The sequence below is a fragment of the Sphingomonas sp. genome (assembly GCF_017745215.1).
Taxonomy (GTDB): Bacteria; Pseudomonadota; Alphaproteobacteria; order Sphingomonadales; family Sphingomonadaceae; genus Sphingomonas.
In genome coordinates, this window is record NZ_JAGHZV010000001.1 from 1 (window position 1) to 15,713 (window position 15,713).

Annotated in this window: 17 protein-coding genes; 6 read left to right on the forward strand and 11 right to left on the reverse strand. The window is 69.1% G+C overall.

The window, feature by feature from the left end:
- Positions 1–157: 157 nt before the first annotated feature.
- The 7 genes from J7495_RS00005 to acnA all read right to left on the reverse strand — a co-directional run bounded on the left by J7495_RS00005 (position 158) and on the right by acnA (position 8,715).
- Positions 158–1,198 carry a glycosyltransferase family 2 protein gene (locus J7495_RS00005; protein ID WP_294054006.1) on the reverse strand — a complete coding sequence of 347 codons (1,041 nt, stop codon included), beginning with the start codon at positions 1,196–1,198 and terminating at the stop codon, positions 158–160.
- Between the two features lie 112 nt (positions 1,199–1,310).
- Entirely contained in the window at positions 1,311–1,715 is a 405-nt protein-coding gene (locus J7495_RS00010) for an NUDIX hydrolase (RefSeq protein WP_294054007.1), read from the reverse strand.
- 79 nt (positions 1,716–1,794) lie between these two features.
- Complete coding sequence (locus tag J7495_RS00015; RefSeq protein ID WP_294054008.1) at positions 1,795–2,913, reverse strand: trypsin-like serine protease; 1,119 nt, start codon at positions 2,911–2,913, stop codon at positions 1,795–1,797.
- A gap of 334 nt (positions 2,914–3,247) precedes the next feature.
- Entirely contained in the window at positions 3,248–5,131 is a 1,884-nt protein-coding gene (locus tag J7495_RS00020; RefSeq protein WP_294054009.1) for an acyltransferase family protein, read from the reverse strand.
- Positions 5,132–5,317: 186 nt separating this feature from the next.
- The gene (locus J7495_RS00025) at positions 5,318–5,635 is read right to left on the reverse strand and encodes a hypothetical protein (protein ID WP_294054010.1); all 318 of its coding nucleotides are present in this window, start codon (positions 5,633–5,635) and stop codon (positions 5,318–5,320) included.
- Positions 5,636–5,637: 2 nt separating this feature from the next.
- Positions 5,638–6,021 (reverse strand): hypothetical protein, encoded by a 384-nt coding sequence (locus J7495_RS00030; protein WP_294054011.1) that lies wholly within the window; start codon positions 6,019–6,021, stop codon positions 5,638–5,640.
- Positions 6,022–6,045: 24 nt separating this feature from the next.
- Entirely contained in the window at positions 6,046–8,715 is a 2,670-nt protein-coding gene (gene acnA / locus J7495_RS00035; protein WP_294054012.1) for an aconitate hydratase AcnA, read from the reverse strand.
- 276 nt (positions 8,716–8,991) lie between these two features.
- On the opposite strand from acnA, the gene J7495_RS00040 reads away from it, so the two are divergent.
- Both J7495_RS00040 and J7495_RS00045 read left to right on the forward strand, forming a co-directional pair.
- Complete coding sequence (locus J7495_RS00040; protein WP_294054013.1) at positions 8,992–9,546, forward strand: superoxide dismutase family protein; 555 nt, start codon at positions 8,992–8,994, stop codon at positions 9,544–9,546.
- Between the two features lie 23 nt (positions 9,547–9,569).
- Positions 9,570–10,034, forward strand: coding sequence for a low molecular weight protein-tyrosine-phosphatase (locus tag J7495_RS00045; RefSeq protein ID WP_294054014.1), 465 nt, complete (start codon positions 9,570–9,572; stop codon positions 10,032–10,034).
- A gap of 10 nt (positions 10,035–10,044) precedes the next feature.
- Here the strand turns inward: J7495_RS00045 and J7495_RS00050 are convergent, their stop codons facing one another.
- Together J7495_RS00050 and thpR are read right to left on the reverse strand one after the other, a co-directional pair.
- Positions 10,045–10,890: a DUF2306 domain-containing protein gene (locus tag J7495_RS00050; protein ID WP_294054015.1), complete on the reverse strand. Its 846-nt coding sequence runs from the start codon at positions 10,888–10,890 to the stop codon at positions 10,045–10,047.
- A gap of 65 nt (positions 10,891–10,955) precedes the next feature.
- A complete protein-coding gene (gene thpR / locus J7495_RS00055; protein WP_294054016.1) occupies positions 10,956–11,489 on the reverse strand; it encodes an RNA 2',3'-cyclic phosphodiesterase in 534 nt (177 codons plus the stop codon).
- 157 nt (positions 11,490–11,646) lie between these two features.
- On the opposite strand from thpR, the gene J7495_RS00060 reads away from it, so the two are divergent.
- The 3 genes from J7495_RS00060 to J7495_RS00070 all read left to right on the forward strand — a co-directional run bounded on the left by J7495_RS00060 (position 11,647) and on the right by J7495_RS00070 (position 13,816).
- Positions 11,647–12,411 carry a Bax inhibitor-1/YccA family protein gene (locus tag J7495_RS00060; protein ID WP_294054017.1) on the forward strand — a complete coding sequence of 255 codons (765 nt, stop codon included), beginning with the start codon at positions 11,647–11,649 and terminating at the stop codon, positions 12,409–12,411.
- Between the two features lie 124 nt (positions 12,412–12,535).
- Positions 12,536–12,856 (forward strand): hypothetical protein, encoded by a 321-nt coding sequence (locus J7495_RS00065; protein WP_294054018.1) that lies wholly within the window; start codon positions 12,536–12,538, stop codon positions 12,854–12,856.
- A 3-nt stretch (positions 12,857–12,859) separates the two neighbouring features.
- Positions 12,860–13,816: a cation diffusion facilitator family transporter gene (locus tag J7495_RS00070; protein ID WP_294054019.1), complete on the forward strand. Its 957-nt coding sequence runs from the start codon at positions 12,860–12,862 to the stop codon at positions 13,814–13,816.
- Here the strand turns inward: J7495_RS00070 and J7495_RS00075 are convergent.
- Positions 13,813–14,550 carry a phosphatase PAP2 family protein gene (locus J7495_RS00075; protein WP_294054020.1) on the reverse strand — a complete coding sequence of 246 codons (738 nt, stop codon included), beginning with the start codon at positions 14,548–14,550 and terminating at the stop codon, positions 13,813–13,815. The two genes, J7495_RS00070 and J7495_RS00075, sit on opposite strands and share 4 nt — an antisense overlap.
- Positions 14,551–14,579: 29 nt before the next feature.
- Between J7495_RS00075 and J7495_RS00080 the strand changes: the two genes are divergently transcribed.
- Complete coding sequence (locus J7495_RS00080; protein ID WP_294054021.1) at positions 14,580–15,338, forward strand: hypothetical protein; 759 nt, start codon at positions 14,580–14,582, stop codon at positions 15,336–15,338.
- Here the strand turns inward: J7495_RS00080 and J7495_RS00085 are convergent.
- A complete protein-coding gene (locus J7495_RS00085) occupies positions 15,335–15,712 on the reverse strand; it encodes a hypothetical protein (RefSeq protein WP_294054022.1) in 378 nt (125 codons plus the stop codon). The two genes, J7495_RS00080 and J7495_RS00085, sit on opposite strands and share 4 nt — an antisense overlap.
- Between the last annotated feature and the right edge of the window lies 1 nt (position 15,713).

Consider the following 15,713-nt stretch of genomic DNA (forward strand, 5'->3'; position numbering starts at 1 on the left):
AAAACCCGCAGGCAGGAACGCCTCCGCAAATCCTCGCTGCTCCATCCCACACCTCCGATGCTCCCTCCCATCGAATCAGATCACACATCGATAGTCACCCTCTTTCGCAGAGACCTCGCTTTCGCCGGGGTGACGAGCTGGGAATTGGGAAACCGACTCAAGCCGCTTTGCGCATCGTTCCCGCGAGCAGCTCATATTCGTCGGCCTCGTCGTCGATGCCGAGCGTGCGGTAGAGCATCGCGAGGTTGCCCGCCGCGAGCCAGCTGCCGCATCCCGGCACCGAGCCCTCGAGCGCGGGCTGCTCGCCGATGTCGATGCAGCGTTTCCACGCGCCTTCGACAACCGGTAGGAAATCGTCCATCGCCCGCGCGGGCTCGCGGCTCGCGCATTCAAGATAGACGTCGGCCACCGCGAAATAGAAGTCGGGCGAGCCGCTCCACCGAACCTGTTCCTCATCGGCCAGCGCCAGCGCCTCGGGCAGCCGGTCCGCCTGCTTGAGCGCGCGCAAGGCCGAGACCACCGCGCTGTGGCGGAACACCGCGCCGGGTGCGGCGAGCCGGCAGGCCTGGAGCAGCGGATCCGCCGCTTCGGCCGAACGTCCGCGGACGAGCAGCTCGCGGCCGAGCTGGTGCCAGAGATAGGCGTCGCCCGGATGATCGGCGAGCTCGGCGCGGAGCAGCGCTTCATTGCGCCCGTCCTTGCGCGCCAACTGGTCCTCGGCATAGCCGTCGTGGTGGAGCTCGACGCCGATCGGCTGCTGCGGCAGCGCCGAGACCGGCTGCTCGTGCACGCGACCGGCGTAGCGTACACCGCGCGGCAGCACGCGGGGCACGAAGCGCCGCGCCGCCCCGCCCTCGCCGACGCCCTGGTTGACGATGCTCACGCAGCCGACGAAGCGCGCCGGCGACACCGAGGCGGGCGGGAGCGTCTCGGGGCCCAGCGCTTCGAACCCGCCTGCCAGCCAGTCGTCGGCGTCGAGCACCAGGTTCCAGTCCGCGTCCGAATGGTCGAGCGCGGCGTTGCGCGCCACCGAGAAATCGTCGCACCAGGTGAAGCGATGGACCTCCGCGCCGCAACGCTCGGCAATCGCGATGGTGTCGTCGACCGAGCCGGTGTCGAGCACGATCATCGTGTCGACATGTGGCCGCACGCTCTCGATGCAGCGCGCGATGCAGCGCGCCTCGTCACGAACGATCATCACCAGCGCCAGTCGAGCCATCGCCACCTTCCGCAAGCCACAGGCCCCGAACGGGGGGCGATCCGGATTCATTATAGGGCGCTCGCGCCCCTGTTCCGCACGGGCGCCTCGATCAGTGGCATTGCGCGACAGCTTGTCGCAAAAGGCCGCGATAGCCGGGAAGGGCGAGGGCCAACGCCTCGGCTTCGTCGGGCGTGAACCAGCCGATCGCCGCATGTTCCTCGGGGCATCGGTTGGCCGGTATCCCTTCCCAGGCCCGGAGCAGCCAAAGTCCCAGGCTGAACTCCAGCGTTTCGTCGACGATGCGGGTCAAGGGGGGCTCGCGGGGCTCGGGCACCTCGATCCCGAGCTCCTCGGCCAGTTCCCGGCGCAGCGCCGCGCCTTGGCGCTCACCGGGCTCGACGTGACCGCCGGGCAGGTCCCACACGCCGGGAAAGGAGCGTCGCGTCGCACTCCTCAGGCAGAGCAGCACCTTGCCATCTCGCACCAGCATGCCGGCGACTTGCAACCGGAGCATCGCTCTCTCCCCTCGACCCCAAAACAAAGACCCCGCCGATCGCTCGGCGGGGTCCTGTGTTCAGGCGCTGCGCGACGGATCAGGCCGTCGCGAGCTTGCCTTCGCGGCGACGGGTGCGAAGCACGCCGCCGACCATGCCGAAGCCGAGGATCATCATCGCCCAGGTCTGCGGCTCGGGCACCGAGGCCGCGAGATACTGGTTGATGAAGCCCTGGTAGGGCTTGAGCCAGGTGTCGCCCGAGATCTCGCCGACCGACGAGTTGGTGCAGCCCTGGATGTTGGCGTTGATGCCGGTGGTGCCGCCGGCGCCATACGGGTCGATGCTGTTCTGGCCCGCGAAGCCGCCGCAATAGCCGTTGCTGCGGAAGGCGTCGCCGGTGATGCCGAACGACGTCACGGCAACGAGCTGGCCGTTGATGAAGATCGGACCGCCCGAGTCACCCGGCGACGAGTTGCTCTCACCGGTGACGCCCGCCTGGCGCGCCGCGACGCCGAGGAGGCGGCCGAACGCGTCATGGTTGGTGGTGCCGTCGTCGAAGTCCGAGAGCAGGATGTTCTCGGACCAGCCGGTGACCAGATCGCCATAATATTCGTACAGGTTCTTGCCGACGCGCTGGTCATAGTCGTCGGTCACCCCGCCGGTACCGGTGCCACGCGGGCCGCCGACGGTGCCGGTGCCGACGCGCGTGAACAGGCCCATCGGATCGCCCTGGTAGATCGAATAGACGTCGTGGCCGCTCGTCTGGTTCGAGAGCGTGAACATCGCCACGTCGTTACCCTCGGTGACGTCGCCGGTGTAGTTCGGATTCACCGCCCAGTTCTTGACCGTCAGCACGGTCGTCGCCTCGCCGTAGGACGGCAGGAAGTAGTAGACGGCGGTGACAGGGTCGTAGTTGCCGTCCTCGTCGGTATCCGAAAGGCAGTGCGCCGCCGTGACGACAACCTTGTTCGAAACGAGCGAGCCGGTGCAGAGCGCGCCGAAGCCGGTGGTCGCGGTCGAGGCGAACTCGACGAACAAGCTGCCGACGCCGGTGTACGAGCCGTTGGTCTTGTTCGCCGCAACGCCCGCGGCGGTGGTGTAGGTCATCGTCGGCGTCACGCGGACGTTTTCCGAGAGCGTCAGGTCCGACGCCGAGGCCGGCGCGGCCGCTGCGAGCGCCAGCGCGGCGCCCATCACTGCATGTAACTTTCTGACCATGTAGCAGTCCCCCTAAGACCGGGGCGGGGCACGCTGATCCGATATGGCAGAGCCCCCCGCCCGATGAACGAAAGATGACTGAATCGTTAATCACGTCAAGCCGGAAAACCGCTGCAAAATGCTCAAATCGTCATGGACTTAGCCATTATCCTTCACAGCGCGGCGGTATCGCGCTGAGCAGCTGCACAATCGCGCGGCGGCGACTCGCGCGTTTCTGCGATTCTGCGGGGGCTTTCGCGGAAGCGATGCGCGAAAGCCACAGGCCGGAGATTTCGAGGCCATTTGCGCACAATCCCAAATCGGGACAGCGGATTCGGGCCAGCACGCCCGCGACTCAGCGACCGAGCGCTGCCATTTCCTGCGCTTCGCCGAGGATCAGGCTCGCGCCCGCGACGCTGGGATGATGGTGGTCGAAATAGAGCGGCACGCCGCGGTGCAGCACAGCGCAGCTGCGCGCGTCGCAGAGCACGGCTGCGGGATCGATGTAGCTGAGCCCCCGCGCGCGCCAATGGTTTGCGACGCGCGCGATCCGCTCTTCGGCCGGGGTGATGTCGGCTCGGTTGCGGCCGGTGGCGCCGTCGAGCCGGCCGAGCGAGGCGAGGCGCGCGAGGTGGCGCGGCACGTCCCATTGGTTGGGCGGCACCGGGCCGATCAGCACGACGTGGCGCCCTGCCTCGATCAGCGTCTGGATGGTGGCGTCGAGCTGCGCCATCGTGCGCGGCGCGGCGTAGAGCGGGCTCTCCCAGAAGCCGGCGAGATAGATGGTCGAGAGCCGAGGGTCGGCGAGGATCGCGTCGAGCACCGCCTGGTTCGAGCGCGTGCAGCTCGGATCGGTGGGCGACTGGTAGCCGATCACCGGCGGACAGCTCGAATGCGTCCGCTCGATCAGCGAGGCGCCGCGCGCCTCGGCCATGCGCGAGAGGACATAGGCGAATTCGACGCCGTGGCTGTCACCCCAGACCAGCGCGGTCGGCTGGGTGTTGGGCGCGCCGAGCACGCAGGGCTCGAGGCCCCGGCCGTCGGTGTCGTGGCAACGCGCGCGATAGGGGCTGAAATCGTCCTTCGCCGCCGCCATCCGCCCAACCTCGGGGCCGAAGCGCTGCGGCCAGGGTCCGAGCACCACCAGTGCGAGCGCGACGGCGCAGACGCTCGCCATGCCGGCGGCGCTCGCGGCGAAGATCGTCGGGCGCGAGAAACGTCCGGGCGCGCGGAACGGCGCCTCGACGAAGCGCCACGAGAGCCAGGCGAGGAGGAAGCTCGCGGCGATCACCGCGAGCTGGAGCCAGCCCGCGAGCCGCGCCTCGGTCGCATATTCGGTGAAGACGATCAGCGGCCAATGCCAGAGGTAGAGCGAATAGGAGATGAGCCCGACCCAACGCAGCGGGCCGAGGCCGAGCAGCTTGCCCGTCGCGGTGCCCGGCGCGGCATGGATCAGCGCCGCGGCGCCGAGCACGGGGGCAAGCGCGGTCATGCCGGGGAAGGTCGTGAAGCGGTCGTAGACGAAGATCGGGACGAGCAGCGCGGCAAGCCCCGCTGCTGCCAGCCCCTCGCGCAGCCAGCGCGCGCGGATCGCGGGGATGGCGCCGAGCGCGACGAGGCCGCCGGCGAACAGCTCCCAGGCGCGCGGCGGAAGCAGGTAGAAGGCGATGCCCGAGCTGTCGCCCTGCGTCGCCACAGCGAGCGCGAAGGAAGCGAGCGCGGTGCCGGCGACCAGGGGGATGCGCCACAGCGGCAGCCAGCGCCCGACTGCGATCAGCAGCAGCGGGAAGAAGATGTAGAATTGCTCCTCGATCGCGAGGCTCCAGCTGTGGAGCAGCGGCATCGCCTCGGCGCCGATCTGGAAATAGCCGGTCTCATGGAAGAACAGCAGGTTCGAGGCGAAGAGCGTCGCGGCGAGCGCCGATCGGGGGACGCCCTCGAAGTCGCCGGGGAGGTAGAGCCAGGCGGCGAGGCCGAGCACCGCGACGATCATCGGCAGCAGTGCAGGAAGGATGCGCCGCGCGCGCCGCTCGTAGAAGTGGAGGATCGAGAAACGGTGCTCGTCGATCTCGCGCGCGATGATGCGGGTGATCAGATAGCCCGAGATGACGAAGAACACGTCGACGCCCACGAAGCCGCCGGTGATGCCGGGCAGGTGGGCGTGATAGGCGAGCACCGGCAGGATCGCGAGCGCGCGAAGCCCGTCGATGTCCGGCCGATATCCTTCCGCCTTGGCCACGCTGCGCTCCGCCTTCGCGTTGAGCTGGGAGCCTAAGGGGGGAAGCGATAACTTCGGGTTACCGGTCGGCCCACCACACATAGCCGTCATCCCGGCGAAAGCCGGGACCCAGGGCAAAGCAGGACGTCGGTCGTGGCCCTGGGTCCCGGCTTTCGCCGGGATGACGGTTGGACGTCTGGGGAGGCTTCATCCCGCAACCGTGCAGGTCAGCGCGAGCAGTTCGCGTTCCACCGCCGCGTCGATCACCATCATCACCACGCGCCCCCCGCGGTCGGTGACTTCGAACTTGTGGACATCGGTCGTGTTCGCCCGGCAGTCGGCGCTGCCTTCGAACACTGTGTCGCTGCCGTCGGCCAGCACGTAGCGCAGGGTGAAGTGGCGGTCGTCGCCCTCGGCGTCGATGTGCGCCGCGTCGATCCAATAGGGCTGGCCTTCTATCAGCAGTTCCCAGTCAGGATCCTCCGCGCGCATCGCCAGCAGCAGCGCGAGGGCGGCGGCGAACATCGTCAGCCCGCGAGCGGCGCCTGGCAGACATAGTCGAGCATCGCCTTGCCCGAGGGATCGTCGTCGACCGTCTCGGGAGCGCCGGCCATGTTCGGCGCCTCGGTCTTCTTGCCGCCGGCGATCTGATAGCCGTGGAGCACTTGGACGGTGCGCGCGGCGCAATCGGCGCGCAGGTCGAACAGCGCGGTGTTGGCGTCGCCCTGCTTCGACAGGCGCATCGTGTAGAGCCGGCCCCCGCCGTCGGCCTTGATCGACTTGGTGTCGATGCCGACGAGGAAGCCGTCCTGGCTGGTCATCAGATGCCAGCCGTCGGCCGAGTCCTGCGCCGTGGCGGCCGCGGGAAGCGCGAGCGCGGCTGCCGCCGCCACGGTGAGGATCAGCTTCATCTCGACTCCTGTCCGCGGGCGACCTCAGGCCGCCAGCTTGCGCAGCACATACTGCAGGATGCCGCCGTTGAGGAAATACTCAAGCTCGTTGACGGTATCGATGCGGCAGCGGGTCGTGAAGGTCTCGGTGGTGCCGTCCTCGCGCGTGACGGTGACCTCGACCTCCTGACGCGGGCGCAGGCCCGAGACGTCGGTGATGGTGTAGAGGTCCGAGCCCTTGAGCTTGAGCGACTCGCGGCTCAGCCCCTCGGCGAACTGCAGCGGCAGCACGCCCATGCCGACGAGGTTCGAGCGGTGGATGCGCTCGAAGCTCTCGGCGATCACGGCGCGGACGCCGAGCAGGTTGGTGCCCTTCGCCGCCCAGTCGCGCGACGAGCCGGTGCCGTATTCCTTGCCGGCGATCACCACCAGCGGCGTGCCGTCGGCCTTGTGGCGCATCGCCGCGTCGTAGATCGGCATCACCTGGCCGCCGTAACGCGTCATGCCGCCCTCGACGCCGGGGACCATCTCGTTCTTGATGCGGATGTTGGCGAAGGTGCCGCGCATCATGATGTCATGGTTGCCGCGGCGCGCGCCGTAGGAGTTGAAGTCCTTCTTCGAAACCTGGTGCTCCTGGAGGAAGATGCCCGCGGGGCTGTCCGCCTTGATGCTGCCGGCGGGCGAGATGTGGTCGGTTGTGATCGAATCGCCGAGGATCGCGAGCGGCTTGGCCTCGACGATGTCGGTGACCGGCGCGGGGACCATCGTCATGCCCTCGAAGTACGGCGGGTTGGCGATGTAGGTCGAGCCGGCGGGCCAGCGATAGGTGTCCGAGCCCTCGACGACGATGCCCGACCAGTGCCTGTCGCCCTGGTAGACGTTCGAATAGCGCGCGCGGAACATCGCATTGTCGATGTTCGCGTCCATCACCGCCTGGACTTCGTCGTTGGTCGGCCAGACGTCCTTGAGGAACACGGGGCCGTCGGTGCCTTCGCCGAGCGGCGTCTCGTACATGTCCTCGGTGACGGTGCCCTTGATCGCATAGGCGACGACCAGCGGCGGCGAGGCGAGGAAGTTGGCGCGCACGTCGGGGCTCACGCGGCCCTCGAAGTTGCGGTTGCCCGAGAGCACCGAGGCGGCGACGATGTCGTTGCCGTTGATCGCGGCCGAGATCGGGTCCGAGAGCGGGCCCGAATTGCCGATGCAGGTGGTGCAGCCATAGCCCACCAGGTTGAAGCCGATCGCGTCGAGATCGTCCGACAGCCCGGCCTTGTCGAGATAGTCGGTGACCACCTGCGATCCCGGCGCGAGCGAGGTCTTGACCCAGGGCTTGCGCGTCAGGCCCAGCGCACGCGCCTTGCGCGCGACCAGGCCGGCGGCGATCAGCACCGAGGGGTTCGAGGTGTTGGTGCAGCTGGTGATCGCGGCGATCACCACGTCGCCGTCGCCGATGTCATGGTCGGCGCCATCGACCGCGACGCGCGCGGGCTGCTCTTTCTTATAGACCTTGGTCAGGTCGCCGTTGAACACTTCGTCGACGCTGTCGAGGCTGACGCGGTCCTGCGGGCGCTTCGGGCCGGCGAGGCTGGGGCGCACGGTGCCCATGTCGAGCTCGAGCGTGTCGGTGAAGATCGGGTCGGGCGCGTCGGCCTCGCGCCACATGCCCTGCGCCTTGCAGTACGCCTCGACGAGCGCGATCGTCTCCTCGGGGCGGCCCGAGAGGCGCAGATAGTCCATCGTGCGCTCGTCGATCGGAAAGAAGCCGCAGGTCGCGCCATATTCGGGCGCCATGTTGCCGATTGTCGCGCGGTCGGCGAGCGTCATCGAGGCGAGCCCGGGGCCGTAGAATTCGACGAAGCGGCCGACCACGCCCTTGGCGCGCAGCATCTGGGTGACGGTGAGCACCAGGTCGGTCGCGGTGATGCCTTCCTGCAGCGCGCCGGTGAGCTTGAAGCCGACGACCTCGGGGATGAGCATCGACACCGGCTGGCCGAGCATCGCCGCCTCGGCCTCGATCCCGCCGACGCCCCAGCCGAGCACGCCCATGCCGTTGACCATAGTGGTGTGGCTGTCGGTGCCCACCAGCGTGTCGGGATAGGCGACCAGCCCGCCGTCGGCGCCCGCCGACGACCAGATGCCGCGGCCGATGTACTCGAGGTTCACCTGGTGGCAGATGCCGGTGCCCGGCGGCACCACCGAGAAATTGTCGAGCGCCTTCGAGCCCCATTTCAGGAACTCGTAGCGCTCGCCGTTGCGCTGGTATTCGAGCTCGACGTTATCCTCGAACGCCTTGGGCGTGCCGAACTCGTCGACCATCACCGAGTGATCGATGACGAGGTGGACGGGGACCTGCGGGTTGATCTTGGCCGCGTCGCCGCCCAGCTTGGTGATCGCGTCACGCATCGCCGCGAGGTCGACCACGCAGGGCACGCCGGTGAAGTCCTGCATCAGCACGCGGGCGGGACGATACTGGATCTCGCGGTTCGAGCGCGCGTCCTTCTGCCAGTCGACGATCGCCTGGGCATCGTCGGTGGTGACGGTGGTACCGTCCTCAAAGCGGAGCATGTTCTCGAGCAGCACCTTCATGCTGAACGGCAGGCGGCTGATGTCGCCGAGCTTCTTCGCGGCCTTGGCGAGCGAATAATAGCTGTAGCGCTGGCCGCCCACGTCGAGCGTGTCGCGGGTTCCGAGGCTGTCCTGTCCAGTGGCAGTCATGTGGCGCGGGGTCCTTTCCCTGTTTTGGCGCCGGCTGGCTCGGGGAGGCGGACGGGGCTGGCGAGCGGCGTTGGGTCGCGGAGCCTGGAGGGCCCCGCCGCCACCCGAAGCCCCCGCGCGGGCCGCGCCGGGTGCTGCGAATGCGAAGAGTCGCGAGGGCCGTTAGCGCGGTTTGGGGGGGAGGGGAAGGGGAGGGGGCGGGATATGATGGATGGGGGCTTGGAACCGTCCGCCGGTGCGTCCATTGGTGCCGCGAACCGAGCGGAGGATCGAAGCATGACGGGTCTGGGTCGAGTGGCGGCGCTGGCGCTGGCAGGCGCGTCGCTGATGGGCTGCGCGGGCGCGCATGAGGCCGGCGCGCCGCAGAGTGGCGGACGCTACATGGCCGGGCATTTCCGCGCCGAAGCCGTGCTCCACACCGCCGACGGCGCCGAGGCGGGCAGGGCCGTGGCGCAGGAGAAGGATGGGGCGCTGCTGGTGACCGTCGAGGTCAAGGGCCTGCCCGCGGGGGTGCACGGCGTGCACATCCACACCACGGGCAAGTGCGAGGCGCCGGGCTTCACCACCGCGGGCGGTCACTGGAACCCGGGCGCCAAGCAGCACGGCATGGACAATCCGATGGGGATGCACGCCGGCGACCTGCCCAACCTCACCGTCAAGGCCGACGGCACGGGCAAGCTGAGCTTCACCGTCCACGGCGGCAGCTATGAGCAATTGCTCGACGAGGACGGCGCGGCGTTCGTGGTGCACGGCGGGCCCGACGACCTCAAGAGCGATCCCGCCGGCAACAGCGGGCCGCGGATCGCCTGCGGGGTGTTCGGAGCGGTCTGAGCCAGCGCGAAGGAGGATTGTCGATGCGCCCGCCGTCGCTGCTGTTCGTGTGCCTGGGGAACATCTGCCGCTCGCCGCTGGCCGAAGCGGCGTTCCGCGAGGCGGCGGAGCGCGCCGGGTTCGCGGCCGAGGCGGATTCGGCGGGGACGGGCGAATGGCACGTTGGCCACGCGCCCGATCCGCGCTCGCAGGCGGTCGCACTTGCGAGCGGGATCGACATCTCGGGCTACAAGGCGCGGCGGGTGCGCGGCGACGACTTCACGCGGTTCGATCATATCCTGGCGCTCGACCCGCAGAACCTGCGCGACCTGCACGCGATCGCCCCGCCCGGGACGACGGCGAAGCTCTCGCTGCTGCTCGACCATGTGCCCGGCCGGATGGGGCAGGGCGTGCGCGACCCCTATTACGGCACCGAGCGCGACTTCGAGACGGTATGGGCGGAGTGTCGGGCAGCGGCCGACGGGCTGGTGGCGATGCTGAGCGAGTAGGCGGTCGACGTCAGGCGCGGACTGCGCCGAGACCCTCGGCGATGCCGGGGAGCCAGAACTTCGTGAAGAAGAAGGTTGCGAGCGCGACGAAGCCGGTGGCGGCGAGGAGGAGCACCGCGGCGCCGAAGCGGAGCGCGCTGCCCTGCGGCGCGAGGCGCGCGCGGAGCCAGGCCTCGGCGACGAGCAGGTTTGGGACATAGAAGAAGAACGCCATCACCTCGTCGAACCAGCCGCTGAACTGGCTGGTGTGGCCGAGCTTGCCGACGGCGAGAAACCAGAAGCCATATTCGATCCGGTAGAGCCACGAGCCGACCGCAAGCGCGAAGAGGCGGACCGCCCAGGCGCGGTGGATCTCGATGCGGCGCGCGCGGGCGTGGACGTAGGTCAGCGCGGCGCAGGCGACCATCAGCGCGCCGTAGAGGCCGAAGCCGAGGTCCATCGGCGCACCGCCGATCGTGCCCTTGGTCAGGATGAAGGTGAGCCCGCCCGCGCCGGCGATTGCCGCGGCGAAAACGTAGAGCCGGCCGAGCCAGCGGTGGACCGCAGGCGTGTTGCGGCGGATCGCGCCGATCAGCTGGACGGGGCCGAGCAGCAGCAGGATCCCGCCCGTGATGAAATGCGCGCCGATCGCGACGGTGGAGAGCAGATTGGCGGGGTCGTGGAGCGCGGGGAGCGATTCGTTCCAGCGCTCGGGCGCGCCGGCCGCGGCGAACCCGCCGAAGAAGGCGAGGATGTAGAGTCCGAACAACGCCGCGCTCAGCCAGACGGTCGCCGCGAGCAGCGTCGCCGTGGCGTTGAGGAATCGAACCGAGCCTGTCGGACGCAAAGTCAAAGCGGTCCCCGCGATCGTTGCCATCGCCGAATCCCCTCCCCTTATTTTCATTGCGGCATGGCAATGAATGCCGCGTTCGGCAACTCCCCCTATCGCAGCGGATAGCGCCCAACGGCCTCGTAGCTCGCGCCTTCGCGGCCGAGGCGGCTTTCGAACAGCAGGAAGTGGCCGACCGCGAAGGGCGGGCTCGCCAGGCCGGCGTGGTCGGCGAGGAAGCGGCTGGTGGCGCCGGCGGCGGCGTTCATCCGGGCGAGCGTGACGTGCGGGAGATAGGTGCGGCGCTCGGGCTCGAGGCCGAGGCGGACGAGCGCCTGGTCGATCTTCTTGTGCAGCCCCTCGAGCGGCGCATGCGGCCGGACCCCCGCCCAGACCGCATTGGGCCGCCCGCGCGTGTCGAACTCGCCGACGCCGTGGAGCTCGAGCTCGAAGGGCGGGCAATGGACGTTGGAGAGCGCGAGCGCGACGTCCTCGGCGACCCGGCGCTCGACCTCTCCGACGAAGCGGAGCGTGACGTGCAGCTGGGCGTCGGTCTGCCAGCGCGCGCCGGGGATGCCGCCCATGAGAGCGAGGAGCCGCTGGCGGATCTCCGCAGGCGGGCGCAAACCGACGAACAGGCGATGCATTCGCCGGCGATTAGAGGCTTTTGGCGCCCGAGCCTATCCCCGGCGCCACGCACGCGGGCCTCGTGCTTTGGTTTACCCTGGTTTTGCTTGAAAAGCCCAGCGTGGAGGGCGATATTCAGCGGTGCCGGGCAATGGGCCCGGGCAAAGGAGTTTCGTGATGGCAAACGGGTACGATCCCCGGTTCGGCGGCGCCCGGGTTGCGGCGGGCAGCCGCACCGAAGCGGCAGCATATGACGCCGGACTGCGCGCCTATATGCTCTCGGTCTACAACTACATGGCGTCGGGCGTGCTGCTCACCGGCATCGTTGCGATGCTGTTCGCGCGCACCGGCTGGATTCAGACGCTGTTCGCGCACGACGAGCTGGGTCGGATCAGCGGCATGTCCGCGCTCGGCTGGATCGTCACGCTCGCGCCGCTCGGCATCGTGCTGACGATGAGCTTCGGCTTCCAGCGGCTCGCGGCGGGCACGCTGCAGCTGCTGTTCTGGGCCTATGCCTTCCTCGTCGGCCTGTCGCTCTCGACGCTGTTCCTGGCGTATACCGAAACCTCGATCGCGCAGGCCTTCTTCGCGACCGCCGCGGGCTTCGCCGGGCTGAGCCTGTGGGGCTACACCACCAAGCGCGACCTGTCGGGCTTCGGCACCTTCCTGGTGATGGGGCTGTTCGGGCTGATCGTGGCGATGCTGCTCAACGCCTTCATATTCCGCTCGGGCCAGTTCTCGCTGGTGCTGAGCGCGCTCGGCGTGCTGATCTTCGCGGGGCTGACCGCCTATGACACGCAGAAGATCAAGTCGATCTACGACCATGTCGCGGGCACCGAGATGCAGGGCAAGGTCGTCATCATGGGCGCGCTGAACCTGTACCTGGACTTCATCAACATGTTCCTGTTCCTGCTGCGCCTGTTCGGCAGCTCGCGGAACTGAGATAGGCGGCCGGCAACGGCGGCTTGCGAACGGCCCGGCGGAAACGCCGGGCCGTTTCGCTTTTCGGGGAACGGGGGCCGGGGTCCACTCGTTTCAGAGGGGCAACTTTTTGCGGAGCCCCACCATGGACGCCAACACAGTTCAGATCGACGCCGCGCCCGACGAGGGCGTCAAGCCCCCGGTGCACTCGGCCGATGCGGGCACCGACACGTCGATCGCCGAGCGCCTCGAGCGCAACCCCTCGAGCCCTGAGGCGCGCCTCGACCGCGCGCTCGACGAATCGATGGACGCCTCGGACCCGCCCGCCTCGACCCAGCCGGTGCATTCGAACTCGGGCGACCTGCCCGAAAGTTCGGGCTACGACCCCAAGGCCGAAGCGAAGCTCGCCCGCGCCAAGCAGCACGGGCCGATCGGCCGCCTGCTTGCCAAGATCGGCCTCGGCTGAGGCGTGGCGGCGGCACGCGGCGGCGCCACCGGGTGGCGCGCCAACATCGTGCTCTATGCGGCATTGCTGGCGAACCTCGGGATCGCGCTCGCCAAATTCGCGGCGGCCGCGTTCACGGGCTCGTCGGCGATGCTCACCGAAGGCGTGCACAGCCTCGTCGACACCGGCAACCAGTTGCTGCTGCTCTATGGCCAGTGGCGTTCGGGCCGGCCGCCCGACAAGGACCATCCGTTCGGCTATGGCCGCGAGCTCTATTTCTGGAGCTTCGTCGTCGCGATCCTGATCTTCGGGCTGGGTGCGGGTGTGTCGGTCTATGAAGGCTGGCAGCATTATCGCCACCCCGAGCCGATGGCGAACCCGGCGGTGAACTATGCCGTGCTCGGCATCGCCTTCGTGCTCGAGGGGGGCAGCTGGGCGATCGCGATGCGCGAGTTCGCCAAGGCCAAGGGCGATTGCGGCTGGTGGCAGGCGATCCGCGAGTCGAAGGACCCGGCGGGGTTCATCGTGCTGTTCGAGGATTCGGCGGCGCTGCTTGGGCTCGTGGTCGCGGCGGCAGGCGTCTGGGCGAGCCAGGCCTGGCGCGATCCGCGGATCGACGGCATGGCCTCGATCATGATCGGGCTGATCCTCGCGGGCGTGGCGACGCTGCTCGCGCGCGAATCCAAGGGTCTGCTGATCGGTGAACGCGCCGACGGCGGGGTGATCGACCGGGTCCGCGAGATCGTTGCGGGCGAGCCGGGGATCGTCCACGTCAACCACATCCGCACCGTCCACACCGCACCCGACCGGATCTTCGTGGCGATCAGCGCCGACTTCGAGGATGCGATGACGATGGGCGTGGGCGAATCGCTGATCGAGACGATCGAGCACCGGCTGAAGGCCGCGGTGCCGGCGATCTCGTCGGTCTACATCCGGCCCGAGAAGCGCGAGGACGCCGAGCCCGTGGCGGTGATGGGTTAGCCCCGCGCCTCCCCCGGCGCCTCGACTGCGTGGCGGCGCTGGAGCGCGCGCTCGACGATCCAGCAGAGCAGCGCCCAGACCGCACCGGCGCACCAGCCCGCGGCGACGTCACTCGGCCAGTGCACGCCGAGCCAGATGCGCGAAAACCCGACGAGCATCGTCAGCAGGATCGCGATGCCGATCAGATAGGCGCGGACCGCGCCGCGCTCCTGCGCGCGGGCGAGCAGCGCGCCGAGGGTCAAGTAGACGATCGCGCTGTTGGTCGCGTGGCCGCTCGGGAAGCTCAGGCCGACCGCGTCGACGAGGTGCGGCACGACGTCGGGGCGCGGGCGCTCGAAGACCAGCTTGAGGCCCACCGCGTAAAGCGACCCGCCGACGATTGCGAACGCGACCGACATCGCGGTGGCGGGCTTGCGCGCGGCGAACAGGAAGCCGGTGCTCGCGAGCGTGACCAGCGCGAGCACGGTCACGCCGCCAAGCGCGGTCACGTCGACGAACGCCTGGGTGAGCCAGGCAGGGCCGACCGGCACCGCCGGATCGGCGGCGGTGCGCAGCCCGCGCAGGATATGCCGGTCGATCGCGAGCGTCTCGCCCTCGGTGACCTCGGAGGCAAACTTGAGGAAGCCGAGCGCCAGTGCCGCCGTGCCGAGGAAGCCCGCAAGCATCGCCCCGTCCTCGCGGAGGAAGCGGGGCAGGGGCAGTCTGGCGAAGATGGCAGTAATCTCAGTGTTCATCGCTGCATCCGTCGGTCACAGGCCAACGCATGACCGAAACCGCGCGATCCGCAACCAAGATTCCCGCGCTCACCTTGGGCTTCTGGCTCGTCAAGGTCCTCGCGACGACGCTGGGCGAGACCGGCGGCGACACGGTGAGCATGACGCTGGACCTCGGCTATCTCGCCGGCACTGCGATCTTCATCGGGCCGTTGGTGCTGCTCGTCTGGGCGCAGATCGCCGCCAAGCGCTTCCACCCCTTCCTCTATTGGGCGACGATCGTGGCCTCGACCACCGCGGGCACGACGATGGCCGATTACGCGACGCGCTCGCTCGGGATCGGCTATCCGGGCGGGTCGCTGCTGCTGCTCGGCTGCGTGCTCGTGTTGCTCGCGGCATGGCGGGCGGTGCTCGGCTCGGTGTCGGTCGACACGGTGAGAGAACCGCGCGCCGAGGCCTTCTACTGGCTGACGATCGCCTTCTCGCAGACGCTGGGCACGGCGCTGGGCGACTGGGTCGCCGATCTCGACGGGGTGGGCTATTCGGGCACGGCGCTGATCTTCGGCGCGGCGCTCGCTCTGGTCGCCGCGGCCTATTTCAGGACGCGCGCGAGCCGCGTCGCGCTGTTCTGGCTGGCGTTCGTGCTGACCCGGCCGCTCGGCGCGGCGGTGGGCGACTGTCTCGACAAGCCGCTCGACAAGGGCGGGCTCGACTTCAGCCGCCCGATCGCGAGCGCGATCCTGGCGGCGGCGATCGTCGCGCTGGTCCTGCTGCTGCCCCGGCGCGCGGGGGCGCATGCGGCGCGCTAGTCCGGCATCTCGCAGCCGGCCGCGAGCACGCCAGGGTCCGGCGTCCAGCCGTTTTCCAAGCGGCGGAAATGGAAGCAGTCGCGCCGCAGCTGCCTCGGGCGGCCGCCATAATCGACCGTGCCGGTGAACCGGCAGGCGACCCGAGGCTCGCGGCTTTCGCCCGGCGGCGCGGGCGCGCAGCGCATCGACTGGACATGGACCGCCCTCGCCGAGAACAGACACTCGCCGATGTCGTCGGGATCGTTGTTGTAGTGGCAGGTGTGGGCGTCGAGCAGCGCCGTTTCGGCCTCGGCTTGCGAGGGCAGCGGGGCAGGCGCGGTCTGGGCGCTCGTGGCGAGCGCGATCAGCGCGGCGCAGATCCGCAGCCCCGCCACG